The sequence below is a fragment of the Streptomyces sp. col6 genome, from assembly GCF_008042035.1.
Lineage (GTDB): Bacteria > Actinomycetota > Actinomycetes > Streptomycetales > Streptomycetaceae > Streptomyces.
In genome coordinates, this window is sequence record NZ_RDBL01000002.1 from 204,588 (window position 1) to 229,799 (window position 25,212).

Consider the following 25,212-nt stretch of genomic DNA (forward strand, 5'->3'; position numbering starts at 1 on the left):
GCGGGAGGGCGGCTCTGAACTGCACACTCGCGTGAGGCGCGGCGGTGCGCAGGGGTGTTGCGGAGAAAGGGGGAGCGCGGCGGTGCTGGGACTCTCAGCTCGCCGGACAGATGGCGCTGGACATGCGGCCGAGGTCGACGTGACGTCGACTCACCAAGGCAATTCCAGTTCCGGACATGACGGAAGCGTGTCATGGGGATCTCGCGGCAGTCCACCACTATCCATGATGTGGACGAGACTGTCCCGACAGGTGAGACAATGTGGCGCCCGTCACGCGTGTGACGGGCGCCGGGCCGAGCGTAAAACCGGACAAGCGAGCGGATTTGCTACGGAAGCAGCTCCCGGCCGGAGTCCGGCCAGGGGCCGGGGGTCGCCACCGGCTCCTCCCGCTCCGTACGGGTGTCGAACAGCTGGAAGCCGCGCCGCAGGTAGTTGGCCCTCGCATGCGGGCCGTCCTTGGAGCAGGTGTGCAGCCACACCCGCTTCGTCGCCGGCCGCTCGGGCCACCGCTCGGCCAGGTCCCAGGCGCGGGCGGTGCCGTACGACAGCAGATGACCGCCGATCCCGCGCCCCCGGAAGGCGGGGATCAGCCCGAAGTACATGATCTCGACGACGCCGTCGTCCTGCGGGTCCAGCTCGACATAGCCGGCCGGGGTGCCGTTCGCGTACGCCACCCAGGTCTCCGCGCCCGGACGGTCCAGGGCCTCCTGCCACTGCGCGTACGTCATCCCCAGCCGGTCCGTCCACCGGACGTCGCCGCCGACCGCCGTGTACAGGAAGCGGCTGAACTCGGGCAGCGGCACCTCGGAGCGGACGATCCGGACGTCCGCGTCCGGCACGGCGGACGGCCGCAGATCATCGGGGGAGGTCTGCTCCAGGGACCAGATGGTCACCTCGTCGAGGGCCGGCTCTGCGGGACGTACGGGGTTGCTCATGGCTGTCAGACAACCACGAGCCGCCGCCCGTGCCCAAGCCGGGTCCCGGGCACCCGCATCCCCCGCTCAGGAGGCCCCGCGCGCCGCCACCACCACCGGAGCCTTCGAACGGGGCAGCAGGTCGGCCGGGTGCTCCGGCTGGACCACCTCCACCTCCACGTCCTCGCCGAAGCGGTACGGGCGGTGCGCCAGCACCTCGGCGAGATGGCGCCGCAGCCGCGACATCTCCGCCCGCACCGTCACCGTCCTGGTCGCGTCACCGAACAGGTCCTGCGCCAGCTCGGAGGCCGTACGCCCGTCCCGGTGCAGCGCCAGCGCGTACAACAGCTCGGCGTGGCGCGGGGAGAGCCGCTGGGTCCAGGTGCCCACCGGACTCACCACGTTCACCGCCAGGGAGCACGGCCGGCTCAGGTCGAGCACCACCCGGCGCGGCGGGCTGTCCATCGCCGCGTCCGCCACCTGCACCAGCCAGCCGCCCGGCAGCGGCTCCACCCGGCACATCCCCAGCGACGGCAGCCACACCCGGCCCGGCCCCAGCGACTTCGGCAGCGGCAGCCGGTCCACCGGGGGCATCCCCGTCACCGCCGCCGTCCAGCCGTGGCCGTCCACCGCCACCGCCCGGCCGCCGATCCGGCTCAGGACCGGGGCGGCCACCGCCCGCAGCCGGTCCACCGCCTCCAGGTGCCGCACCCGGATCTCGCTCTCCGCCAGCCGGGCCACCGACCGCACCAGTGCCAGCGTCGTCGGATGGAAGGTCGACGCGGGCCCGCTGATGTCGACGATCCCCATCAGCCGGCCGTCGCGGGGATCGCGCACCGGGGCCGCCGCGCAGGTCCAGCCGTGCAGACTGCGCACGAAGTGCTCCGCCGAGTGCACCTGCACCGGGGCGCGCGAGGCCAGCGCCGTACCGATCGCGTTGGTCCCGGTGATCTCCTCGGACCACGCGGCGCCCTCCGCGAGACAGATGTCGTCGGCCCGGCGCAGCACCCCCGTATTGCCCTCGCGCCACAGCACCCGGCCCTCGGTGTCGGTGACGACCATGATCTGCTGCGAGGCGTCCGCGATGCTCGTCAGACCGTCGCTGAGCAGCGGCATCACCTCGCCCAGCGCGGAACTGCGGCGCCGGTGCTCGATCTCGTCCGTCTCCAGCAGCCTGCTGTGCGTCGTCTGCTCGGGATCGATGCCGCTGCGCAGCACCCGGTCCCAGGAGGCACCGATCTCCGCCCGGGGCACGGCGGGCATGCGATCGCCCGCCATCCGCGCCTCACGCGCCCGGTGCACCTGGCGTCTGGCCTGCGCGGTCTCCCGGGAGGCCGGCCGCAACACGTCGACCGGAGTCGTCTCCATACCGGTTCCCCCTCACCCCTGTGCCCGGCCCGGTCCGCGGGCCGGGTCCCATCCTGCCGCCGCCCGGGGCCCGATACCGCAACTCCGCACAATGGTTGCAACCCTCTGCAACTCTGGCGAGGGCCCCGGGCCCGTACAAGAGTGGCGGTACACCGCACCGCGGGGCCCCGGCCCCCACGTCCGGTGGGTACAGCATGGGGGGTGGTGCCGTGTCGGCGCAGCACCACCCTCCTTCGCTGCCCCGGTCAGTCCTCCACCGGCCGGGCCCGGTCCACGACCGACGCCAGATCCAGGGTGTGCGGCAGGGTCCCGAACGCCGCGCCCCCGTCCCCGCCCAGGCGCGACGCGCAGAACGCGTCGGCCACCTCCGCCGGCGCCCAGCGCACCAGCAGCGAGCCCTGGAGCACCAGCGCGATCCGCTCCACGACCCGCCGGGCCCGCGCCTCGATCCCCGACAGGTCGGCCAGCTCCGTCAGCATGTCCTTGATCGCCGCGTCCAGCCGGTGGTCGGCGCCCCGGGCCCGCCCGACCTCCTGGAGGAACGCGTTCAGCGCGAGCGGTTCGCGCCGCAGGGCCCGCAGCACATCCAGCGCCTGTACGTTCCCGGAGCCCTCCCAGATCGAGTTGAGCGGCGCCTCGCGCAGCAGCCGGGGCATGCCGGACTCCTCCACGTAGCCGTTGCCGCCCAGGCACTCCAGCGCCTCGCCCACCACCGGCGTGCACCGCTTGGTCACCCAGTACTTCGCCGCCGGCACCGCGATCCGCAGGAACGCCGCCTCGCTCTCGCCCCCGTCGTCGTACGCCGCCGCGAGCCGCATCGCCAGCACGGTCGACGCCTCCGACTCCAGCGCCAGATCGGCCAGCACATTGCGCATCAGCGGCTTGTCCACGAGCGGGCCGCCGAACGCCGAGCGGTACGTCGTGTGGTGGACCGCCTGCGCCACCGCCTGCCGCATCAGCGCCGCCGAACCGGTCACGCAGTCCAGCCGGGTCGCCGCCACCATGCCGATGATCGTGCGGACGCCCTGCCCCTCCTCGCCGATCCGGCGCGCCCACGTCCCGTCGAACTCGACCTCGGCCGAGGCGTTCGACCGGTTGCCCAGCTTGTCCTTGAGCCGCTGGATCGCGAACGGGTTGCGGGTGCCGTCCGGCAGCACCCGGGGAAGCAGGAAGCAGGTGAGCCCGCCGGGGGCCTGCGCGAGGACCAGGAAGCCGTCGGACATCGGCGCCGAGCAGAACCACTTGTGCCCGGTCAGCAGGTACTCGCCCTCGCCGGACAGCGGCTCGGCGCGCGTGGTGTTCGCCCGCACGTCCGAGCCGCCCTGCTTCTCCGTCATGCCCATCCCCAGCAGCACCCCGGCCTTCCGCGTGGGCGGCCGCAGCCCCTCCTCGTACACCCACGAGGTCAGCAGCGGCTCCCACGCGGCGGCCACCTCCGGCTCGGCGCGCAGTGCCGGGACCGCCGCGTGCGTCATCGAGAGCGGGCAGCCGTGCCCCGCCTCGGCCTGCGTCCAGACCAGGAAGCCGGCGGCCCGGCGGACATGCCCGCCCGGCCGGTCCCAGGCATCGGTCAGTCCCGCGCCGACGGCGTGGCCGAGCAGCCGGTGCCAGGCCGGGTGGAACTCCACCTCGTCGATCCGGTGCCCGTAGCGGTCATGGGTGCGCAGCCGCGGCGGGTTCTCGTTGGCCTGCGTGCCCCAGGACGCCGCCTGCGCGGAGCCGGCGGACCGGCCGAGCGCGGTCAGCCCCGCTCGGGCCTCGTCCAGCACCTCGGGCGGAAGATGGCGTTCCACCGCCTCGCCGAGCACCCGGTCCGAGCCGAAGACGTCATGGCCGAGCAGGGGAGGGGGCTGGTTGGACACGGTGTGGGTGGTGGCTGCCATGCCGATACGGTAAGGACGTGCAGGCAGCAAATGAAACACCCGAGCGGCCACCGGGCCGGCTCCACCGGGCCCGAGTGCTCTACCGCAACGTCTCCAAGCGGCAGCTTGCCTGGCAACTGCTCAAGGACACGGTCAACTCGTGCATGGAGTACCGGATCCTGGGACTCGCCGCCGAGGCGGCGTTCTTCACCCTGCTGTCCCTGCCCCCGCTGCTGCTCGGCCTGATCGGCCTGCTCGGTTACGTCGACGAGTGGACGAGCACCGCCACGGTCGCCTCCATCGAGCGCAACATCCTCAGCGCCGCCCACACGGTGCTCTCCGAGCGCGGCGTCAACGAGTTCGCCAAGCCGCTGCTCGCCGACGTCACGACCGGCGCCCGGCCCGATGTGATCTCCCTCGGCTTCGCGATCGCCCTGTGGTCCGGCTCCCGCGCGGTCAACGTCTTCATCGACACGATCACCGTGATGTACGGGCTCGACGGCCAGCGCGGCATAGTCAAGACCCGGATGCTGGCCTTCCTGCTGTACGTGGTGGCGCTGCTGCTGGGCGCGGTCGTGCTGCCGCTGCTCGTGGTCGGGCCGGACCGGGTCGTGGAGTTCATACCGTGGGGGACCGAGGTCATAAGCGTCCTGTACTGGCCGCTCGTGATCGTGCTCTCCGTCGCCTTCCTGACCACCCTCTACCACGTGTCCGTGCCGGTCCGCTCGCCGTGGATCGAGGACATGCCGGGCGCCCTGGTGGCGCTGGGGATGTGGGTGCTGGGCAGCTTCCTGCTCCGGATCTACCTGACCAGTACGGTCGAGGGCCCCACGATCTACGGATCGCTGGCCGCCCCCATCGCGGTACTGCTGTGGATCGGCATCTCCGCCTTCGCGGTGCTCGTGGGCGCCGCCGTCAACGCGGCCATCGACCGCGTCTGGCCCTCCGTCGCCACGGCCGCCGCCCGCGCCGCCAACGACCGGGTACGCGCTGCCCAGGCCGCCGAGTTCGTGGCCCGCACCCAGGCGCAGAGCTGGCACGGCGGCCCGGTGGACGACGACGAGGACGAGGACGACGAGGACGAGGGCGACAGCCCGTACATGCCCTCCGAGTTCCCCGAGCGCTGGTCGCGGTTCCTGCCGCCGGACGACGTGAAGTCCAGGCTCCAGAAGCCCGGCCGCGAGAAGGACCCGGACCGGACGAACCCGTACGACGAGTGAGTCAGCCGGCGGCGGGCGCGGGCGGATCCGCGGGCGCCGGCGGGCCGGCCGGACCGGGAGTCCGCTCCTGAGACCCCGGGGACCAGGAGAGCTTCACCGTCAGATGGCCCTCCAGAGCGCTCTTCGCGATCACCGCCCCGGCCTCCGAGGTGATCTTCACGCCGAACTCCAGCTCCACCCCGTCCGGCTTCAGCCGCCCGTCCCGGAACACGGCGAGCGCCGACTCGGCCGCCGACCGGATGCCCTCCAGCGCGCTGTCGAAGGTGCGCCCGGCCCGCGCCAGGGCATGCTGCCCGTCCCGCGCCACCAGCTGCGCCCCGGGAGCGTGACGGTCGACCTCCACGGTCACCGTCGCCCCGCTGTCCGTGGTGAACTCCATCAGTGACGCCATGACCGCCCCCGTAGCCGCTTGCGCACGCTGCCGTGTCCGTCGACGAGACTAGTGCCATGGGCGACAGCTACGAAGAGCGCGCGTCGCGACTGGACGGCGCGAAGGTGTGGAGCCTGACGGTGGAGCCGGGCACGGTCCATCCGGTGCTGCCCGACGGCTGCATGGACCTGCTCTGGAGCGGTGAGCGCCTGCTCGTCGCCGGGCCGGACACCCGCACCGCGCCGGCCACCGGCACCGGGGGCAGCTGGGCCGGCGTCCGTTTCGCCCCCGGCGCCGCCCCCGCCCTGCTCGGCGTCCCCGCCGACGCGTTGCGCGACCTGCGGGTGCCGCTCGCCGCGTTGTGGCCCGGGGACGCCGTCCGCCGCCTCACCGAGCGCGTCGCCGAGGCGGCGGAACCGGCCGCGGCCCTGGAGGACATCGCCCTGGACCGGGCGGCCCGCACCGGGCCGCCGGACCCGGTGATGCGCGCGGTGGCCGCGCGGCTGGAGGCGGGCGGCAGCGTCGCGGACGCGGCCCACAGCGCCGGGCTCGGCACCCGTCAGCTGCACCGCCGCTCCCTGACCGCCTTCGGCTACGGGCCCAAGACCCTCGCCCGGGTGCTGCGCCTGCAGCGGGCTCTGGCTCTCGTACGCTCCGGGCTGCCGTACGCCGACGCGGCACTCGCGGCGGGCTGCGCCGACCAGGCCCATCTGGCACGGGACATGCGCGACCTGGCCGGCACCACCCTGACCGCGTACTTCGGCCGCCCCTAGTGACCTGAGTCGGACGGGGCGAACAGCGAGACCGCGCAGCCGTCCGGATCGAGGACGACGGCGTACCGCTGCCCCCACTCCGCGTCCCACGGCTTCAGATGGCCCCGGTGGCCGGCGCCGGTCAGCTCCCCGTACACCGCGTCCACCTCGGCGGGGCTGTCGCACAGGAAGGCCAGCCCCAGCCGGTCCTCGCCGGACGGCGGGACGAAGCCGGGGTCCAGGGAGCGCGCGATCTCCTCGGTGTCCCACATCAGGCGGCCGCCGCCCGGCAGGGTCACCTCCACATGGGGCACGGATTCCGCGCCGGCCGGGATGTCGAGTCCCAGCCGGCGGTAGAAGGCGAGGGATGCGGGCAGGTCGGCGGTGACGATGCCGATCGCGTCGAGTCGTGGAGTCATGGACCGACCGTAGGCGGGCCCGCGTCCCGCCGTCTTGTACGAATCGGTCACGGCGCCCCGAGCACATCCGCCGGTGACGTCCCCGGGTCCGTCAGCGCCAGCCCCAGCGCCGCGCGCTCCGTGACCCAGCGGGTCGGGCGGTGGCGCGGGTCGCCGGTCGTCGCGTGCAGCGCACGGTGCAGCTCCAGCATGCGGGCCGCGCCGATCCGGTCGCCCCAGGCCAGCGGGCCCACCGGGTAGCCGAGCCCGGTCGTGACGGCCACGTCGATGTCGGCCGGGGCGGCGAGAGAGCGTTCCGCGATCGACGCGGCGACCGACACGATCGAGGCGAGCAGCCGTTGAGCGACCGAGCCCGCCGTGTCCCGGACCACCGACACGGCGAACGGCTCCTCGCCGCCCGCCGCCCGCGCCAGCACCGCGCGGGCGTCCCGCCCCGCCGCCGCGTCCGCCGCCGGGGTCACCGCGAGGACCCGGCGGCGCCCGGCCGCCGGCAGCGGGTCCACGCCGAAGGTGCGCGCGGCGGGCAGCCCGTGCGCGGCCACCGCCGAGGCGACTGGGGTGCCCCACACCGGCACCAGGACCACCGCGTCGTCCGACGGCCGCCCCCCGCTCTCCACCGCGGCACCCGCCGCGGCCAGCGCCTCGCGGAGCGCGGCCGCGTCGGCCTCCCGCGCCGGGTCCGGCGCGACGACGTACACCGGGCGGTCCGCGTCCCCGGTGACCTCCGGCTCCGGCGCGGGCCCGGTGGCCTCGGGGCCGTACCCGTACCAGCCCTGGCCGGTCTTGCGGCCGTGCAGCCCGGCCGTCACCCGGTTCGGGGTGAGGAAGGAGGGGCGCAGCCGGTCCTCGTAGCGGAAGCCCTCCCAGATGGAGTCGATGACGGCGGCGGTCACATCGAGCCCGGTGAGGTCCATCAGCTCGAACGGGCCCATCCGCAGCCCCAGCACATCCCGCGCGATGCGGTCGATGTCCGCGGGCCCGCCGACGCCCTCCTCCAGCAGCGCGAGCGCCTCCGTCACCAGGCCGCGCCCGGCGTGGTTGACCAGGAAGCCGGGGGTGTCGGCGACCGTCACCGCGCGGTGGCCGCAGCCCTCCACGAGCGAGGTCAGCAGCGGCGGGATCTCCGGCCGGGTCGCCGCGCCGGGCACCACCTCCACGATCCGCATCAGCGGCACCGGGTTGAAGAAGTGCAGCCCGGCCAGCCGCGTCGGGTCCTTCAGCGCGGCGGCGATCCGGGTCACGGACAGCGAGGAGGTGTTGGTGGCGAACACGGCGGAGGCGGGCAGCGCCTGCTCCAGACGCCCGAACACCTCGGCCTTGGTCACCAGGTCCTCGCGCACCGCCTCGATCACCAGCTCCACGTCCGGGCCCGCCGCCCACGGGTCGTCCAGCGCGACCAGCCGCTCCACCGCCGACTCCGCGTCCGCCGCGTCCATCCGCCCCTTCGCCACGGCCCGCTCCAGCATGGAACGTACGAAGGCGACCGCGTCCGCCACCGCCTCGGCCCGGACGTCGCACAGTTCGACGGTGTGTCCGGCCGCGGCCGCCCACTGGGCGATGCCTCGGCCCATGGCTCCGGCGCCGACGATCCTGATACGCATGCGGGTCACGGTCCTCTCGATGGGGCGCGGGCCGGGTGCCCGCACCGCCGACGCTTCCAGCGGCCTTTGATCGCCGTCCAATACCGAATTAGGCTCAGACCCGGACGCCGGACGAATCAATGATGAGGGCGGACCCGGGGGAGGGGACGGCATGGAGCTGCGCCATCTCGCCGCGTTCCTCGCCGTGGCCGAGGAACTGCACTTCGGCCGCGCCGCAAGACGGCTCCAGATGGCGCAGCCGCCGCTGAGCCAGCAGATCCGCCGTCTGGAGAGGGAACTCGGCGTCCAGCTCTTCGAACGCAACACCCGCTCGGTGCGGCTCACCAGCGCGGGCGAGTCGTTCCTCCAGCCGGTGCGGACTGTGCTGGACGACCTGGACACGGCGGTACGGGCCGCGCGGGCGGCCGGACAGGGCGCGTACGGGCGGGTCCGCATCGGCTTCGCGGGAGCCTCCAGCCACGAGACCCTGCCGCTGCTCACCCGCGCGGTGCGCGCCGCCCACCCCGGGATCGAGCTGGTCATGACGGGGCAGACCTACGCCGACGTGGCCCTCGCCCGGGTCGCGGACGGCTCGCTCGACCTCGGGTTCGTCCGGCTGCCGGTGACGGCACCGGGCGTGAGCTGCCGGGTGATCGACGAGGAGGAGCTGGTCTGCGCGCTGCCCGTCGACCATCCGCTCGCCACGCGTCCGGAGATCCCGCTCGACGCGCTGGCCGGGGAGCCGTTCGTCGCCTTCCCCGCCAACACCGGCTCCACCGTGCGCGACGCGATGACCGCGGCCTGCGAGGCGGCCGGTTTCCACCCGCGCGTGGTGCAGGAGGCGCCGGACTCGTACACCATCCTGGCGCTGGTCGCGGCGGGCGTCGGGGTCACGCTCACCGTCACCTCCGTCCAGCACATCCAGCTCGGCGGCCTCGTCTACCGTCCGCTCGCCGGGCCGCCGATCAGACGGCAGGCGGCGCTCGCCTGGCGGACGGACAATCCCTCGGCCGCCCTGCGCGCCGTGCTCGCCGTCGCGGAGCGGGCGCTGCCCACGCCGGCCCGCTGAGTCAGCCGCCCCGGCCCGCGCCGAGGAAGGCGAGCAGGCTGACGGCCGCCGGGCGGGCGTCGCCGACCACGCGCCGGTGGAGGTCCCGCACGGTCCGTACGACGGCCCGGGTCACCACGTCGACACCGGCCCTGCGCTCGAACCACTGCCAGTCGCCGTGGGCGTTCATCTCCAGGAACACGGGCTCGTCCCCGGCCCGGAGGAAGTCGAACGCCCCGTAGACGGCGCCGGTCTCCCGGGCGACGGCGCGTGCGGCCGAGGCCACGGCGGCCGGGGGCCGGACCTGGCGGACCATCACCTCGTCCGGGCGGGTCCAGATGTCCTCCGGGTGCTCCTTGGCCACCTCGAAGGCGTGCAGTTCGTCGCCGGCGAGGTAGACCCGGTACTCGGCGTCGTGCTCCACGTACTCCTGGAGCATCACCGGTGTGCCACGGGGCAGGCCGGGCAGCCCGGCGAGCCGGACCCGGTCGACGATCCGCGGCAGGTGCCAGTCGAGCCGGCCCGGCTGCGGTTCCACGTAATGCCGGTCGAGCACCTTGAGCACGTACCGCTCGGCCGGGAGCAGCCCGGCCGCTTCCGCCGGGTCGGTGGTGACCAGTCCGCGCGGGACGCGCACCCCGAGCGCCCGTGCCCGGTCCCGCTGCGCCAGCTGCCCCGGATCGTGGGCGCCGATGGCGGCCGGGGAGGCGGCGGCCACCTGCCGGGCCAGCGCGGTCCACGCGTCCCGGAACACCATCCGCCCGCCCGCCGGGCCGGCCGGGAGCGCGGCCCGCGGCGAGAAGTGCCGCATCCAGGTCACCGTCGGGGCGAACCGGTGCCCGTCCAGGGCCAGTACACCGTCCGGCCCCTGCACCGCCCGGACGTCCGCCAGGTCGTCCGCGTCGAGCCGCCGCACGGGCACCCCGATCCGGCGCAGCAGGCCGGACACCTCGGTCGCCTCCCGGTCGCCCCGCCTGGTGAGCAGCAGGACGCACCGCTCAGCCATGGGTCGGGGCCAGCAGCGATTCCGCCATCTCCAGGAGCCGCAGCGCCTTGTCGGAACGGTTGTCCGGATCGGCGGCGCGCAGCCGGGTGAGCAGTTCCAGGCCGATGGCGGCCTGGTCGGCGAGCAGGCCGAGGAGTTCGACGTCCGCCATCTCCCGTACGCCGTCCGACCCCCGGTCCAGCACCTCCAGGACGCCGACGCACTCGTCGTCGCCGAACAGCGGGGCGGCCATGATGCTGTCGGGGACGTATCCGGTGGAGGCGGCGGCCTCGCCCGAGAAGTGCCGCGACTCGCGCAGGTCGTCGACGAGCATCGACTGACCGGAGGCGGCGACCCAGCCGGCGATGCCGGTGCCCGCCGGGAAGCGCGTACCGACCAGTTGGCCGTCGCCCTCACCGGCCACGGCCTCGAAGACCAGGTCGCCGGTCTCCGGATCGATGAGGAAGATCGAGGAGGCCGCCGCGCCGAAGACATGGCGCGCGACTTCCACGATGGACTGCAGCAGGCGGCGCTCCACGGGCGTCGCGGCGTCAACAGGTTTCGTCATGCGCACCTCCAAGTCGACCGGTGGTGTTCCCGGCGCAGAGGAACAGCACCGTCTTGAGCTGGAACGGTGTGAGCCAGGGGTGCTTGCCGAGGATCAGCGCGCACAGGCCCGAGATGTGCGGCGCGGCGAAGCTGTTGCCGGTCGAGCGGATGGTGCCGCCACCGGGCCACGCCACGGGCACGCGTACGCCGCGCGCGTGGAACTCCACGGGCGGCGCGGGGTTGTAGTAGTACGTCATCGGGTCGTCCTCGTCGTGGCTCGCGACGGAGATCACCGAGGAGAACGACCAGGGATAGCTGGGCACCGGCCGGTTGTGCGCGGAGACGACGAGCGCGCACCGGCGGAAGTAGGCCCGGTCCACGAGCTCGTGGAGCTGCGCGGTCAGGGCGGGCCGGGTCGTCGCCAGGCTCAGGTTGATGACGTCGAAGTTCTGCTCGATGGCCCAGGAGAGCCCGGCGATCAGGGCCGGGCCGCTGCCGGTCTTGCCGTCGGTCAGCACCTGGACGGACGAGACCGAGACCCCCGGCGCGACGGACCGGATCACCCCGGCGCAGGCGGTGCCGTGCCCGGCGCGGTCGGTGGGCTCGCACGGCACCATCTCCACCTCGCCGTCCTCGTCCTGGACGGCCGTCACCGACAGGTCGACCGGGCCGACCATCGGATGGCCGCCCTCGACCCCGCTGTCCACGACGCACACCCGGACCCCGGAACCGTCGGCGCCGCCCCAGGCCCACTCGGGCGAGACCGAGTCCATCGGGATGGACGAGAACCCCTCCCGCGCCTGTTCCCGGGTCGCGCCCCAGGCCGGAACGCCCGGCGTGTAGGCCCTCGGAGGCCGTCTCCAGGGCGGATCGCTCATCGCCTCTCCTCCAGCTCGGCCAGCCACGCCCGTACCGTCCGGGCGGGGAGCACGGCCTCCTTCGCCGTCAGCGCGGCCAGCGCACGTCCGGCCGCGCGCCGGGCACGCTCCGGTTCACCGGCGGCCTCCAGCACCAGGGCCGCCTCGGACCAGACCTCACCGATGAGGCACGGGTCGTCGGTGCCGTCCAAGACGGCGACGGCGCGCTCGGCGTCCCCGACCGCCTCCCGGTACGCCCCGGCCCGTGCCCGGACCCGCGCCCGCAGGGCCAGCCGGACGGCCCGGGTCCGCGTCTCCGCCGGCGGGTCCGCGGGCGGCTCGGTGAGTTCGGCCGCGTCGAGGAGGTCGTCGGCCCCGGCGCGGAACCGCTCGCGGGCCGCGTACAGCCGCAGGGTTGCCGCCGTCCGGGTCTGCCCCAGCGCGGCGAGCCCGTCGGCCGCCGCCGTGTAGTGGCCGGCGGCCGGCAGATGCGCACCGGCGAGGGATTCGACGAGCCCCGCCGTCTGGCCGGCCGCCAGGGTGCCGAGGGCCAGCGCGAGGTCGTCGCAGTGGACGCGGACCAGCGCGATGTCCTCGCGGGCCGCGTCCACCCGGTCCGACAGGGCCAGATGCCGCGCCCGGGTCAGCAGGACCGGCACGAGCAGGCTCCGGTCGCCGTCGAACCGCCGGACCAGGTCCTCGCAGAGCGCGATGGCCTGCCCGAGCGGGGTCGGCGACCACTGCGTCAGCTCGCAGATCGACGCCAGGATGCGGTTGCCCTCATAGGTGTCGCCGAGCCCGTGCGCCCGGGAGAGCGCGTCGCGCATGGCGCCCTCCGCAGCGCCGATCCGGCCCTCGGCGAAACTCCGCAGCGAGGACAGCTGGTGCAACCTGCACCAGCTCAGGTCGTCCGCCGCGCCGGGCGCGGCATATTCGGCACCCGGGGCGTACGGAGCGCCGACGGGCTCCGGTCCGCCCGAGCGCAGGGCGATCAGCTGCCGCAGGATGGCGCAGGTGTCCCGGGTCGGGATGTCGTCCGCGTTCCCGCGCTCCGCCTCGGCCACGGCCCGCCGGGCGCTGTCCCAACGGCCCAGCGCGGCATACGCGTCGGTGATGCGGGCGGCCAGCACCCGGTGCTGGGGGTCGCCGTCCGGGGTGAGGGCGCGTCCGCGTTCCATCAGCGAGACGGCGGCGGGCAGATCGCGGCGGTGCAGCGCCCGGTACCCGGTGGCCACCAGGGCGCGGGCCGCCCGGCCGGTCAGCGCGGGCAGCCCGGGATCGCCCGGGTCCGCCTCGGACAGCAGCCGGCACGCGGACTCCAAGTGGTGGGCGAGGTCGCCCTCGGCGGCCGGGTCCGGCGCCCCCGCGTCGAGCCGGTCGGCGAGCACGGTGTGCCAGTCCGCGCGCCGGGCCTTCGAGGTCATCTCGTACAAGGTGTCCCGGGCCAGCGCGCGGGTGAACCGGTAGGCGCCGGGCGGCCCGTACGGGTGGATCACCCGGGCGCGCAGCAGCCGGCCCAGGGCGTCGTCGAGGACCCCGCCCGCCAGCGCCGGCTCGTCGTCGGCGAGCGCGCGCACGTCCTCGGCGGTGAACGACCCGCCCACCCCCGCCGCCCGCTCCAGCACGGCCCGGTCGGTGGCGGGCAGCCGGTCCAGCCAGGCGGTCAGCAGGACCCGGATCGAGGTGGGGACGCCCCGGTCCACCGACCGGGGACCGGCCAGGTTCTCCAGCAGCAGCTCGGCGAACAGCGGATTGCCGTCGCACTCCCGGACGACCCGGGACAGCTCCTCGTCGGTGGCGACAGCCTCCTGCGCCACGACCTCCGCCCGGTCCGCGAGCAGGGCCACCAGCCGCTCGGTCTGCGCGGGCGCCAGCGCGTCGAGACGCAGCGCGAGGTCCCCGGCCGGCACCGCGCCACCCGTCTCGGCGCGCGCCACGCGGATGATCAGCAGCGGGGTGTCCCGGGCGCCCTCGGCGAGATCGGCGACCATGCCGGTGAGGGTCGGCTGCGCCCACTGGAAGTCCTCCAGGACCAGGACCACCGGGGCGTCGCGGCCCAGGGCCTCCAGAAGCCGCCGGAACGCCCACCCGATCTCGTCGACGCTCACCGGCAGTCCGTTCCCGGCGCGGATGCCGAGGGCGACGGCGAGCGCGGTGAGGGCGCGGTCCGCGCTCGGGCGCAGCGTCTCCAGCGCCCGCTGCGCCTGTTCCCAGCCGCCGGGCAGCGACCAGACCGCCTCGGCCAGCGGACGGTGGGCGAGCCCGGCCCCGTACGCCTGGCAGCCGGCGCGCAGGACGACGGCCTCGTCCCCGACGCGGCCCAGGAACTCCCGCACCAGGCGCGACTTCCCGATGCCCGGGGGACCGGCGACCGAGACCGGGCGGCTGCGCCGTTCGTCCCGGATCTCCGCGAACTCAGCCAGCAGCAAACGCAGTTCGCCGTCGCGGCCGACGAGCGGCACCAGGTCCTCGCGGCCCGTCGCGTCGAGGACGGACACCACCCGCCGGGCGGCGACCGGTTCGCGCTTGCCCTTCACCCGCAGCGGGGCGACGGGCTCCATGCGGACCCGGCCGCCGACCAGCCCGGCCGTCTCCTCGCCGATCAGGATCTCGTGCGGCCCGGCGTGCGACTGGAGGCGGGCGGCGGTGTGCACGACGTCCCCGACCACCCGGGCCGCGCCGCCGAGCACCCCCGCCACCACGGCCTCTCCCGAGGCGATCCCGCAGTGGATGTCCAGCCGCACCCCGGGAGCGCTCGCGACGGCCGCCACGGACTCGCGTACGGCGCACGCGGCGCGGACCGCGTGCAGCGCGTCGTCCTCATGGGTGACGAACGCGCCGAAGACGGCCATCACGGCGTCACCGATGAACTTCTCGACCACTCCGCCGTGTTCGGTGACCGCCGTGGTGCAGGCGCGGTAGTACCGGTCCATCGTGCGCCGCAGCGCCTCGGGGTCCAGGGTCTCGGCGAGCACGGTCGAGCCGACGAGGTCGATGAAGAGTGCCGTGACGATTCTGCGGCTGTCCGACGAAGGCGCCCCCGCGACCACCGGTGTGCCGCAGTCGGGGCAGAACCGGGCCCCGTCCGGCACCGCGGCACGACAGCCGCCGCATCGCACGGCACCGTTCACAGGAGCTTGATGTCCTGTCCCTCCACCTCACCGGACACCGCTTCCAGCCGCTCCTTGACGGAGTTGAGGACCTGGACCTCGTGCTCGCTGAGCCCCGAGAGGACCGAGCGCTGCTCGACCGCCAGCAGGTCCACCGGGTGGCCGGCCTCACGTAGTGCGTGCAGGGCGTCGAAGGTCATGGCTACCGGTACCTCGTTCCCGTAGTGCGGCCAGTCCAGCGTGACGCCGGCCGGTCCGATCGAACACTCCGCGACCGCCGCCGCGAGGGCGCCGATGGCCTCGGGAGTCTCCTGCCGCTTCCGCTCCCCGGCGGGCAGCGGCGGCCAGATCCCCTGGACCAGAACGCCCTGGGCGTACAGCCGCGCAATCATTTCCGTACGGTTCGACGCGCCCGTTCTTCGGAGCATGTTGCATAAATGGGCCGCCACCGTGTGCGGGCTGATGCAGAGAGCTTCGGCGATATCCCGGTTCGAGGAGCCGGCGGCCACGAGCGAAGCAATGAGAATCTCACGCCTGGTCAAACCCTTTACCCCCATTGTGGTGAGCGAAGCATGGGCCGGCAGAGGAAATACCTCACTCCCGGGGGTCAGAGTAGCTGCGGGTCATGTTCCGGACAAGAACGCCTTGAGCGGGATCACACGCCCACCGGATTCATAGTCGATCGGGGGATAGGAAGCCGGGTTGCGCCGGAGCAGCCTTGCCGTTGCACCAGCCCGTGACCGTCTCCATGAAGGAGTGACCCATGTCGCAAGCACCCCTCGACGCGCTGCGCAGTGCCGGCACCCCGGTCGACCTGCTGTCGGACTCCGAGCGCGAGATCTTCAACGGCCTCAGCCCGGACGAGGTCGCGGTCCTCGGCTCGATCCAGGCCCGGCTCAACGCGGTGTCGGCCGCGGTCGAGGGCCAGGTGAACGACAACCAGGTCAACGTCCTCTGCTGATACCGGCCCTGGCGGGCCCGGCGGCCACGGCCGCCGGGCCCGCCGGAGAGGACGCACCGGACCGCCGTGCGCCCGGACACCCAGTGGGAGCGTGATGATGGACCAAGTCAGCAGATACCTGGTGCTGAGCGACCGCGCGTACGCCGACACCACCGGCGTCCCGGTACGGCTCGCCTACAGCACCCGCACCGCGAGCACCGTGGCGGTGGACCTCCCCACCGCGCGGGCCCTGGAGGCCGGCGACGCCGCGGCGCTCTCCCCGGCCTGGACCGGCGCCCTGCGCGCGGCGCAGCTGCTCGTACCGGCCGGTGAGGACGAGCTGTCCGCCGTGCTCGACCGCAACCGGCAGGCGTCGGCGGACCGTTCGGCGGTGCACATCGCCCTGCTGCCGACCTCCTACTGCAACATGGGCTGCGCCTACTGCGGCCAGGAGCACACCCGGGGCGGCCTCTCCCGCACCCACCGCAGCCGGGTGAGCGACCGCGTGCTGCGCGCCGTGAACGCCCCGGAGACGCGCAGCGCCCGTATCGACTGGTTCGGGGCCGAACCGATGATGGGCTACGCGGTCATCCGCGACCTCGCCCCCCGGTTCGTCGAGGCCGCCGCCGAGCGCGGGGTCGCCTACTCCTCGGTGATCGTCACCAACGGATCCCTCCTGAACCCCACGAAAATCAACACGCTCATCCGTTCCTGCGGTGTCACCCATTTCGAGATCACGATCGACGGGCCGCCGGATATACACAATGAACACCGGCCGCTGAAAAGCGGACGCGGATCTTTCTGGAACATCGTGCGCGCCGTACGCGCGGTACTCGACGAACCGGATCTGGGTCCCACCCATTTCTCGTTCCGGACGAATGTCGACGTACACAACCAGGACTCCGTCCCCCGTTATGTCGAGCTGATGGCGGAGTTGGGTTTCAGCCACCCCCGCGTCTCCTTCTCGATCGCTCCCGTCCACTCCTGGGGGAACGACATATCGGCGATCGAGGTGTCCAAGCACGAGTTCGCCGAACGCGAGACGGGGTGGCTCAGGCTCCTCTCCGAGCACGGGCTGCACACCCAGCTGCTGCCGACCACCGCGCGGAAGGTCCTCTGCCCCGCCACGACCCGCTCCTCCGAGATCATCAGCAGCACCGGCAACATCTTCTCGTGCAGCGAGTACCCCCTCGTCCCCGAGGCCGAGAACACCCTCGCGCTGACGCACATCGACCGGGCGGGTACCGAACCGGTCCGGCCGCTGGGCCCCTTCGACGGCTGGAACGAGGAGATCGCCGCGGGCAGCACCTGGTGCAAGGGCTGTGTCTTCATGCCCACCTGCGGCGGCTCCTGTCCCAAGGCCTGGCAGGAGGGCCATCCGCCCTGCCCCGGCTACAAGTACAACGTCCAGGACCGGCTGGATCTCATCGCCGCCCAGTGCGGCCTGCGCGACGCGGCCGGTGAGCCCGCCGGAGCCCGCTGATGACGGCGGCGGCCGGCCCGGACACCCCGCGCCGGCTGCTCATCGGGGTGTGCGGCTCCGGCAACGTACTCGCCGTTCCGCAGTACCTCATGGCGCTGCGCACGGGCCTCGGACCCGGTGTCGAGATCCGTATGGCCATGACCCGCTCCGCCGCCGCGCTGATCCCGGCCGCGACCATGCGGCTGCTGTGCCGGGACGTCTACTGCGACGGGGAGGACGAACTGACGACCGGTCATGTCGCCCCCGCCGTCTGGGCGGACCGCTTCGTCGTCCTGCCCGCCACCGCCAACATGCTCGGCCAGGCCGCCAACGGACTCGCCTCGGGGCTCCTCAGTTCCGCGCTGCTCGCCCATGAACGCCCGGTGGTGTTCTTCCCGAGCATGAACAGCCTGATGTGGGAGCGCCCCGCGGTCCGCCGCAATGTGGACCGGCTGCGCGCGGACGGCCATGCTGTCGTGGACCCGGTGCCCGCCGCCGGCTGGCAGATCTCCGCGTGCGACGTACGCAAGAACCTGGGACTGCCGCCGCCCGCGACCGTGACGGCGGTGATCGGCGAGTTCCTGGACATGCCGGTCGGCCCGCTCGGCGGCTGAGCACCCCACCAGCACTAGGAGGAGACGTGGCAGCAGCCGGACACCGGATCCGTACGGCACTGACGGGCGGACCCATGTCCGTGAGCGGCTTCCGGCTGCTGCTCGCCGGACAGCTCTCCTCCACGGTCGGCGACTACTGCTACGCCGTCGCGCTGCCCTGGCTGATCCTCTCCGGCGACGGCGGCCCGGTCCTGCTCGGCACGGTCCTGGCCTGCTACGGCATCCCCCGCGTCGTCACCATTCCGCTCGGCGGGGTGGTGGCCGACCGGATCGGCGGCCGGCGAGTCATGCTCATGACCGACCTGGTGCGCGCGGTGGCCGTCGGCACCCTCGCGGTGCTCGCCTCGGCCGGGACGCCGACGCTGGGTCAGCTCGCCCCCATCGCCGTCGTCCTGGGCGCCTGCTCCGGCATGTTCATCCCCGCCTCGTACACCCTCCTGCCCGCCCTGCTGCGCAAGGAGGACCTGGGCCGGGGCAACGCCCTGTCGACCATGGTCAACCAGGTCGGCGGGCTCCTCGGACCCACCGCGGGCGGCGCCCTGGTGGCCGCCTTCGACGCGGGCCCGGCGCTCACGGTCGACGCCGCGTCCTTCCTTGTGTCGGCGCTGGTCCTCTCCCGGATACGCTCCGGCGCGGACGCGCCGCAGCACGACGGGTCCGACGCCACCGACGAGGCCCCGGCCCGCAAGGTGTCCTTCCCGGAACTCCTGCGCCACGGACGGCTGCTGCACGTCGTGCTGGTAGTGGCCCTCGTCTGCAACCTGGCCTTCAACGGCACGATCGAGGTGGCGCTGCCCGAACTGGCCCACCAGGGCATGGGCGCCACCGGCTACGGGATTCTGCTCACCTGTCTGAGCCTGGGCGGGCTGGCCGGTTCCCTGGTCGCCGCCCGCAGCCGTCCGGTGGAGTCGCCCGCCTATCTGTTCGCCGCGCTCGCGGTCGTCATGGGCATCGCGCTGGGCGCCGTTCCGTACGCCGGGGGCCTGGCCGGCGCCGCGGTGTGCGTCTGTGTCTACGCCCTGGCCAGCGGCTGGCAGAACATCGTCGTGGTGACGATGCTCCAGGTCTGGGCGCCGTCCGCGCTCATCGGCCGGGTCATGAGCCTGGTGATGCTGGCCGTCATGGGCACCTTCCCGATCTCCGTCGCGGTGGCCGGCTTCGGGGTCCGCCACCTCGGCGCGGCCCCCTTCTTCCCGGTGGCGGGCGGGGCCATCGCCCTCACCGTGCTGGCCGCGCTCACCCAGCGGGTGTTCCGCGACCACCGCGCCGACACCGAGTACGCCCCGCCGGTCCCCGTACCCGCCGGTGCCACCGCAGCCGGGCCCGCACCCGGTGTGCCGGCCGCCCGCTCCACGCATCCAGGGCAGGACAACAGTCAGGAGTCACAGCGATGAGCGTGCTCGTCCCGTTGGGCATGCCGCGGTTCGAGGGGGACCCCGACCACGGCCGGCGGCAGGGCCGGGGCACCGGCAACACCGCGTACCTGCTGGTCAATCCGCCGGTGACGGACCCGACGACCGCTTACCACTCGATCCCGTACCTGGTGGGCGCCGCCAGGGCGGCCGGCCACACCGAGTACGCCTGTGTGGACGCCAATCTCGACGCCTTCACCTATCTCGCCGACCCCGCACGCTTCGGCGCCGCCCTTACGGCCGCCCGCGCCCTGCGCGCCGAGATCGAGGCCAGGTCCGGCGCCCCCCGCCGCCACGACGAGATCCGCTACCGGCAGGCCCTGGCCGCCGAGGGCCTGACCGCCACTTCGGCGCGCGACGCGATCCGCGTGTTCCAGGACCCCGAGGACTTCTACCACCCGCCGACCTACGCCCAGGCGGTCGCGGTGACGAGCCGGTGGTGGGAGCTGATCGCGCTGGAGATGCCGCCCGGCACGGCGGACGGCTTCTCGATGCGGGTGAAGTCCGCCGTCAACCTGTGCAGCACGGCGGACCTGTCCGACCCCGAGGTCCCGGCGGCCGTGGCCCGCCCCTTCGAGGGGTACTTCGCCGACGAGTTCGTCCCGAAGCTGCGCGAACGCCCCTGGGCGGTGGTGGGACTCTCGGTCAACTACACCAGTCAGCTGCCCGTCGCCCTGCGGATGGCCCGCCTGATCCGGACCGTGCTGCCCGGCGCGGTGATCGTCTTCGGCGGCACCGAGGTCGGTGACGTGGTCAAGTACGCCGACGACCCGGCGGCGGTGTGGCGGGTCTTCCAGGACGCCGACCTGATCGTTCCGGGCGAGGGCGAGAGCGCCCTCATCGGCATCCTCGACGCGGTCGGGAACGGCGCGGTACGGGGCGGGGACGCCTTCGAGGGCATCGGCGGCGTGATGACCAGGCGCCGGCCGGACCCCGTCATCGCGTACGGCAGCGTGGCGACGCTCGACACCCCGGCGTACGACGTGTGGGACTGGGACCGGTACTGGTCGCCCGAACCGGTGATCCTCTACAGCCCGACCCGGGGGTGCTACTGGAACAAGTGCACCTTCTGCGACTACGGCCTCAACACCGACCGGCCGACCTCGCCCTCGCGCGAACGCCCCGTCGACGCCGTGCTCCAGGACCTGCGGGAGGTGAGCCGCTACGGCAGGACCCTCTACTTCGCGGTGGACGCGATGTCCCCGCGCTATCTGCGCACCCTGGCCGCCGCCCTCGCGGCATCCTCCCTGGACCTGCGGTGGTCCGCCGAACTGCGGCTGGAGCGGACGTTTCCCAAGCGCGCCGTCGGTGAACTTCTCGCGGCCTCCGGCTGTGTGGCGGTCTCCTTCGGCTACGAGTCGGGCAGCCAGCGGGTCCTCGACCTCATCGACAAGGGGGTGCGGATCGACGCCGTCCCGGACGTCCTGGCCGAGCTGGCGCGCAACGGCATCGCCGCGCAGATGATGGGCTTCACCGGCTTCCCCACCGAGACCCGGGACGAGGCGCTGGAGACGTACGAGTTCCTCCGGCACCACGAGAAGCTGTGGACGACCGCCGGTATCGGCCTGTTCGCGCTGACACCCGGCTCCATCGTCGCCAAGGACCCCGGCCGGTTCGGCATCGAACTCCTGCCGCTCTCCGCCTCCGACGACATCCGGCGCTATGTGCCCTGGCGCGACCGCCGGACCGGGGAGGTGCACTGGCCGGAGTCCGAGGATCCCCGCGTCCCGCGCGAACGCAGCGCCGGCTTCCGCAGGACCAGCTTCGACCGCCCCTTCGTCGGCGGCATCGACGCCGCGCACACCCTGCTGTACCACGCCCGCTTCGGCCGGGGGCTGCTGCCCGAGGCCCCCGAGGGCGCCGCCCGCGACGAGGAACCCCGCGTCCGCCTGGTCGAGGAACCGGTCGTGACCATCCCGTTCGCCTCCGTCGAGGGACTGACCGGCGTCGACGACCTGATGGCGCAGGTCAGCCGGCGCAGCCGGGCACACCTGGACACCACGTCCGGCGGATACGGGGAATGGCTCGACGGGACCGGCACGGCCCGCCCCGGTGCCTGCGGGGTCCTCGTCCTCGCCCACGGCGACCTCGTCGAGGTGCCCGCCGGGGTGGACTTCGGCACGGACAACGCCATGACCCGCGCCCTGCGCCTGATGCTCGCGACGCAGGCCCGCGCCTGAGGCCGTCCGGGGCTGCCGGGCCGGCCGATTGAGACGCGAGGCGTCTCGGTTCCGGGGAAACTGGGTATTGGACCGGCTCGGTCACCGGGTGCGAGGGTCGTGCCGGACCCCTGTCCACCGTCGCCCCGCCGCCCCCGGAAAGGCCACGCCGTGCCCGATCCTCTCGATGTCGTGATCTGCGAGCCCCTGCGTACCCCCATCGGCCGCTTCGGCGGGGTGTTCGCCGGGGAGAAGCCGGCTGCCCTCGCCGCTCGCGTCATCGCCGAGGTCGTCGCCCGGACCGGCATCGACCCGGACCGGGTCGACGAGGTGATCCTCGGTCACTCCTACCCCTCGGCCGAGGCCCCCGCGATCGGCCGGGTCGCCGCGCTGGACGCCGGGCTCCCGCAGTCGGTGACCGGTCTCCAGACCGACCGCCGCTGCGGCTCCGGGCTCCAGACGGTCCTGGACGCGGCCATGCAGATCAGCGCAGGGTTCAGCGAGGTCGTCATCGCGGGCGGCGTCGACGTGATGAGCGGCGCCCCCTACTACACGCACGACGGCCGCTGGGGCATCAAGGGCCCCGGCCTCCAGCTCCACGACGCGCTCGCCCGGGGCCGCGTCACGGCCGGCGGCGTCCACCACCCGGTGCCCGGCGGCATGATCGAGACCGCCGAGAACCTGCGCCGCACGTACGGGATCAGCCGGGAGGACCAGGACGCGCTGGCCCTGCGCTCGCAGCGGCGGGCCGGGCGCGCGGTGGCCGAGGGCCGGTACGAGAAGGAGATCGTCCCGGTCACGGTGCGGACCCGGAAGAGCGAGACGGTGGTCACCGCCGACGAGCACCCCCGCCCCGAGACCACCGCTGAACAGCTCGCCGCGCTGCGCCCGGTGATGCTGAAGTCCGACCCGGAGGCCACCGTCACCGCGGGCAACGCCAGCGGCCAGAACGACGCGGCGGCGGCCTGCCTGGTGACGAGCGCCGCCACCGCCGAACGGCTCGGCCTCACCCCGCTGGTCCGGCTGGTCTCCTTCGCCCGCGCCGGGGTGCCCGCCGCCACCATGGGCCTCGGGCCCGTCCCCGCGACCCGGGCCGCGCTCGGCCGCGCCGGGCTCACACTCGACGATCTCGACCTGATCGAGCTGAACGAGGCGTTCGCCGCCCAGGTCCTCGCCTGCACCCGGGAGATGGGCCTCGGCGAGAAGGACCACGAGGAGCGGATCAACGTGAACGGCTCCGGCGTCTCGCTCGGTCACCCGGTCGGCGCCACCGGTGCCCGTATCCTCGCCACCCTCACCCGGGAGCTGCACCGCCGCGAGGCCCGCTACGGCCTGGAGACCATGTGCATCGGCGGCGGCCAGGGCCTCGCCGCGGTCTTCGAGCGCATCGCGCCCTGACGGGGCCGGGCCATGGGGGCGGCCTACTCCGCCCCCGGACCGAAGTCCTCCGTGAAGTAGCTGTCGTGGCGGACGCGGAACCGCTTCAGCTCCTCGGGCCCGCGCTGCGACATCTCCGCGACCTGCTCGAAGTACTCCTCGCGCGGGGCACCCGGCGAGAACAGCATCAGCATCGACATCGGCTCGTCGGTCACGTTCTTGAAGGCGTGCAGCCCGCCGACGGGCACGTACAGGAAGTCGCCCGTCCGGCCGGTTACCCACTTCTCGCCGTTGTAGAGCTCGATCTCGCCGGAGAGCACGTAGAACGACTCCGACATCGCCTTGTGGAAGTGGGTCTTCGCCCCGGCGGACCGGGCGGCCAGATCCACCTTGTACAGCCCGAACTCGCCGCCGGTGGAGTCGTTGGTGGCCAGGTAGTGGGTGGCACCGCCGCCGGGCGAGGAGATGTCGGGCGGGGTGTCGGCCGGCCGGAAGAGGGCGTTCACCTCACCCGTGGCGCCGAGGTAGCGGGGCTCCGGGTACTCCAGGTGTTCCGGGTACGACATGATGCGCTCCTTCCGAAGAGGTGGACCCACCATCGCCCCCGCCCCGGCCGCGCGGCATCGGGCGCGCGGACGATCTTGAGCCGGCCGGGGACCAGGACTTCGGACCCGGCCCCGGGCCGACCAACGCCCTACCGCTTCACCGCCACCGGCTCGTCCGCCTCGGGCCCGGCCGCCAGGTGGTCGTCCTCGGCGTCCGGGTCCGTCAGCCGGTTCAGCCGGGCCGGCACGTCGAAGCCGACCAGCAGCACCACGATCACCGTGCCCGCGAAGGTCAGCACGGCGAGTGCCTGTCCCAGGCTCATCCCGGAGGCCAGATGGGCGCCGAGGACCGGGGCGACCGCCCCGCCGAGCGCGCCCACGTTGTACGTGAAGCCCAGCGCCGCGCCCCGGCTGCGGGTCGGGAAGTGGCCGCCGATGTAGCGGGGGAGCAGACCGGAGATGCCGAAGCTGGTCGCCTGGAGCAGGAAGAGCAGACCGCCGAGGAGCAGCAGGTTGTCCTCCACCGCGAAGACCGGGTAGACGAAGGCGAGCGAGGCCAGCAGCGTCAGCGCGTACGCCTTCTTGGTACCGATCCAGTCGCCGAGGAAGCCGGCCATCCAGCAGCCCACCATGGTGCCGAAGCCCGCGAAGTAGAGGACGTCGGTGACCTGGCTCGTCGAGTAGCCAAGCTCCGTCTTCAGATAGGTGGGCAGCAGGGCCTGGATGGGCCAGGAGTAGAGGAACGCGAAGAACAGCGTCACGATCATCGACAGGTACAGCACCCAGCCGCGCTTCCCGCCCAGCTGCACCGCGAGCGAGGCGAGCGAGAGCCCGGCGACCACCGAGAGCACCGGCACCATGCCGGCGCCGCCCGGGGTGAAGACCAGGAACAGCGAGAGCGTGGCGACGGCCACCAGGACCGTGTTGACGGTCGCCAGGCGCGCGGTCCGGAACAGCGGCCGGAACGGATTGGGCTTCGCGCCCTCGTCCGCGACGGACTCCGTCCACTCCTCGGCCTCCGGCAGCGCCCGCCGCATCCACAACGCGATGGCGATCGGGATCAGACCGAGGTAGAACATCCAGCGCCAGCCGAGCGAGGGCACCACCCAGTCGTAGACCTGGGCGGCCAGCACCGAGCCCACCGAGAAGCCGGAGATCAGGAAGCCGCTGGCCCGGTTGCGCAGCGCGGCCGGCCAGCTCTCCATGACGTACGTGGAGCTGGCGCTGTACTCGCCGGCCATGCCCATGCCGATGGCCAGCCGGGCGGCGAACAGGCTGGTGTAGTTCCACGCGAACCCGCAGGCGAAGGTGCCCAGCGAGTACAGCAGGATGCTCGCCACCATCGACAGCTTGCGGCCGTAGCGGTCGCCGAGGGCGCCGAGCACGGCGCCGCCGAGCCATCGGGTGATGAAGGCGCCGGAGATCAGGCTGGCCGCCTGCACCGTGCTCAGCCCGAAGTCGTCACTGATCTCGGTCAGGACGAGGGTGATCAGCACGAAGTCGAAGCCGTCGAGTACATAGCCGATCCAGGCGGCGAAGAACGACTTCCACTGGGTGCGGCTCACCTGGCGGTACCAGGGGAGCGTGGGGGGTGTGGTGGTGTGCACGGTGACTCCAGGATGCGGGACGGTGCTCGCCCTTGAACAGCCGTCCCGCGGAACGGGGGCAG

At 73.5% G+C, this 25,212-nt stretch carries 23 protein-coding genes and 1 pseudogene; 9 read left to right on the plus strand and 15 right to left on the minus strand.

The genetic code is table 11. The features are described 5' to 3' along the window. Positions 1 to 94: 94 nt before the first annotated feature. The 4 genes from EAO73_RS37190 to EAO73_RS01035 all read right to left on the minus strand — a co-directional run bounded on the left by EAO73_RS37190 (position 95) and on the right by EAO73_RS01035 (position 4,165). Positions 95 to 178 (minus strand): putative leader peptide, encoded by an 84-nt coding sequence (locus EAO73_RS37190; RefSeq protein WP_309486338.1) that lies wholly within the window; start codon positions 176 to 178, stop codon positions 95 to 97. A 148-nt stretch (positions 179 to 326) separates the two neighbouring features. Further along, positions 327 to 935 (minus strand): GNAT family N-acetyltransferase, encoded by a 609-nt coding sequence (locus tag EAO73_RS01025; RefSeq protein ID WP_147969555.1) that lies wholly within the window; start codon positions 933 to 935, stop codon positions 327 to 329. Positions 936 to 1,001: 66 nt separating this feature from the next. Next, entirely contained in the window at positions 1,002 to 2,282 is a 1,281-nt protein-coding gene (locus EAO73_RS01030; protein WP_147969556.1) for a helix-turn-helix domain-containing protein, read from the minus strand. A 245-nt stretch (positions 2,283 to 2,527) separates the two neighbouring features. Next, positions 2,528 to 4,165 carry an acyl-CoA dehydrogenase family protein gene (locus EAO73_RS01035; protein ID WP_147969557.1) on the minus strand — a complete coding sequence of 546 codons (1,638 nt, stop codon included), beginning with the start codon at positions 4,163 to 4,165 and terminating at the stop codon, positions 2,528 to 2,530. A gap of 74 nt (positions 4,166 to 4,239) precedes the next feature. Between EAO73_RS01035 and EAO73_RS01040 the strand changes: the two genes are divergently transcribed. Beyond that, positions 4,240 to 5,364 (plus strand): YihY/virulence factor BrkB family protein, encoded by a 1,125-nt coding sequence (locus EAO73_RS01040; protein ID WP_147969960.1) that lies wholly within the window; start codon positions 4,240 to 4,242, stop codon positions 5,362 to 5,364. 1 nt (position 5,365) lies between these two features. Here EAO73_RS01040 and EAO73_RS01045 read toward each other — a convergent pair whose 3' ends face one another. Next, a complete protein-coding gene (locus EAO73_RS01045) occupies positions 5,366 to 5,755 on the minus strand; it encodes a CU044_2847 family protein (RefSeq protein WP_147969558.1) in 390 nt (129 codons plus the stop codon). 56 nt (positions 5,756 to 5,811) lie between these two features. Here EAO73_RS01045 and EAO73_RS01050 point away from each other — a divergent pair, with 56 nt between their 5' ends. Beyond that, the gene (locus EAO73_RS01050; RefSeq protein WP_147969559.1) at positions 5,812 to 6,507 is read left to right on the plus strand and encodes a helix-turn-helix domain-containing protein; all 696 of its coding nucleotides are present in this window, start codon (positions 5,812 to 5,814) and stop codon (positions 6,505 to 6,507) included. Here the strand turns inward: EAO73_RS01050 and EAO73_RS01055 are convergent. Both EAO73_RS01055 and EAO73_RS01060 read right to left on the minus strand, forming a co-directional pair. Then, positions 6,504 to 6,905: a VOC family protein gene (locus EAO73_RS01055; protein WP_224756128.1), complete on the minus strand. Its 402-nt coding sequence runs from the start codon at positions 6,903 to 6,905 to the stop codon at positions 6,504 to 6,506. The genes EAO73_RS01050 and EAO73_RS01055 overlap by 4 nt on opposite strands. Before the next feature lie 47 nt (positions 6,906 to 6,952). Continuing rightward, on the minus strand, positions 6,953 to 8,506 hold the full coding sequence (locus EAO73_RS01060; RefSeq protein WP_147969561.1) for a 3-hydroxyacyl-CoA dehydrogenase: 1,554 nt from the start codon (positions 8,504 to 8,506) through the stop codon (positions 6,953 to 6,955). Between the two features lie 151 nt (positions 8,507 to 8,657). Between EAO73_RS01060 and EAO73_RS01065 the strand changes: the two genes are divergently transcribed. Then, entirely contained in the window at positions 8,658 to 9,554 is an 897-nt protein-coding gene (locus EAO73_RS01065) for a LysR family transcriptional regulator (protein ID WP_147969562.1), read from the plus strand. A gap of 1 nt (position 9,555) precedes the next feature. Here the strand turns inward: EAO73_RS01065 and EAO73_RS01070 are convergent, their stop codons facing one another. From EAO73_RS01070 to EAO73_RS37050, 6 genes and pseudogenes are all read right to left on the minus strand, one after another. Next, positions 9,556 to 10,539: a hypothetical protein gene (locus EAO73_RS01070; RefSeq protein WP_147969563.1), complete on the minus strand. Its 984-nt coding sequence runs from the start codon at positions 10,537 to 10,539 to the stop codon at positions 9,556 to 9,558. Beyond that, the gene (locus EAO73_RS01075; protein WP_093704991.1) at positions 10,532 to 11,056 is read right to left on the minus strand and encodes a GAF domain-containing protein; all 525 of its coding nucleotides are present in this window, start codon (positions 11,054 to 11,056) and stop codon (positions 10,532 to 10,534) included. Before EAO73_RS01075 ends, EAO73_RS01070 begins: the two co-directional genes overlap by 8 nt. Positions 11,057 to 11,069: 13 nt before the next feature. Beyond that, on the minus strand, positions 11,070 to 11,945 hold the full coding sequence (locus tag EAO73_RS01080; RefSeq protein ID WP_147969564.1) for a S8 family serine peptidase: 876 nt from the start codon (positions 11,943 to 11,945) through the stop codon (positions 11,070 to 11,072). Further along, positions 11,942 to 15,016 carry an adenylate/guanylate cyclase domain-containing protein gene (locus EAO73_RS01085; RefSeq protein WP_224756130.1) on the minus strand — a complete coding sequence of 1,025 codons (3,075 nt, stop codon included), beginning with the start codon at positions 15,014 to 15,016 and terminating at the stop codon, positions 11,942 to 11,944. Before EAO73_RS01085 ends, EAO73_RS01080 begins: the two co-directional genes overlap by 4 nt. 35 nt (positions 15,017 to 15,051) lie before the next feature. After that, a complete protein-coding gene (locus EAO73_RS01090; RefSeq protein ID WP_263576288.1) occupies positions 15,052 to 15,426 on the minus strand; it encodes an aroma-sacti cluster domain-containing protein in 375 nt (124 codons plus the stop codon). Positions 15,427 to 15,432: 6 nt separating this feature from the next. Further along, positions 15,433 to 15,591, minus strand: a pseudogene (locus tag EAO73_RS37050) (helix-turn-helix domain-containing protein); the annotation flags it as partial. Positions 15,592 to 15,797: 206 nt separating this feature from the next. Between EAO73_RS37050 and EAO73_RS01095 the strand changes: the two are divergent. The 6 genes from EAO73_RS01095 (at position 15,798) to EAO73_RS01120 (ending at position 23,019) form a co-directional block, all read left to right on the plus strand. Then, positions 15,798 to 15,995, plus strand: a complete 198-nt coding sequence (locus tag EAO73_RS01095) for an aroma-sacti cluster domain-containing protein (protein WP_018100617.1) — start codon at positions 15,798 to 15,800, stop codon at positions 15,993 to 15,995. Between the two features lie 94 nt (positions 15,996 to 16,089). Further along, complete coding sequence (locus EAO73_RS01100) at positions 16,090 to 17,457, plus strand: radical SAM/SPASM domain-containing protein (protein ID WP_224756131.1); 1,368 nt, start codon at positions 16,090 to 16,092, stop codon at positions 17,455 to 17,457. Next, positions 17,457 to 18,050, plus strand: coding sequence for a flavoprotein (locus EAO73_RS01105; protein ID WP_147969566.1), 594 nt, complete (start codon positions 17,457 to 17,459; stop codon positions 18,048 to 18,050). Before EAO73_RS01100 ends, EAO73_RS01105 begins: the two co-directional genes overlap by 1 nt. A gap of 26 nt (positions 18,051 to 18,076) precedes the next feature. Further along, positions 18,077 to 19,444: an MFS transporter gene (locus tag EAO73_RS01110; protein ID WP_224756132.1), complete on the plus strand. Its 1,368-nt coding sequence runs from the start codon at positions 18,077 to 18,079 to the stop codon at positions 19,442 to 19,444. Further along, positions 19,441 to 21,642, plus strand: coding sequence for a B12-binding domain-containing radical SAM protein (locus EAO73_RS01115; protein ID WP_147969567.1), 2,202 nt, complete (start codon positions 19,441 to 19,443; stop codon positions 21,640 to 21,642). Before EAO73_RS01110 ends, EAO73_RS01115 begins: the two co-directional genes overlap by 4 nt. A 150-nt stretch (positions 21,643 to 21,792) precedes the next feature. Next, a complete protein-coding gene (locus EAO73_RS01120) occupies positions 21,793 to 23,019 on the plus strand; it encodes an acetyl-CoA C-acetyltransferase (protein ID WP_147969568.1) in 1,227 nt (408 codons plus the stop codon). Positions 23,020 to 23,042: 23 nt separating this feature from the next. On the opposite strand, the gene EAO73_RS01125 is transcribed toward EAO73_RS01120, so the two are convergent. Together EAO73_RS01125 and EAO73_RS01130 are read right to left on the minus strand one after the other, a co-directional pair. Next, positions 23,043 to 23,564 (minus strand): cupin domain-containing protein, encoded by a 522-nt coding sequence (locus EAO73_RS01125; protein WP_147969569.1) that lies wholly within the window; start codon positions 23,562 to 23,564, stop codon positions 23,043 to 23,045. A gap of 128 nt (positions 23,565 to 23,692) precedes the next feature. Then, the gene (locus EAO73_RS01130) at positions 23,693 to 25,150 is read right to left on the minus strand and encodes a sialate:H+ symport family MFS transporter (RefSeq protein WP_147969570.1); all 1,458 of its coding nucleotides are present in this window, start codon (positions 25,148 to 25,150) and stop codon (positions 23,693 to 23,695) included. Between the last annotated feature and the right edge of the window lie 62 nt (positions 25,151 to 25,212).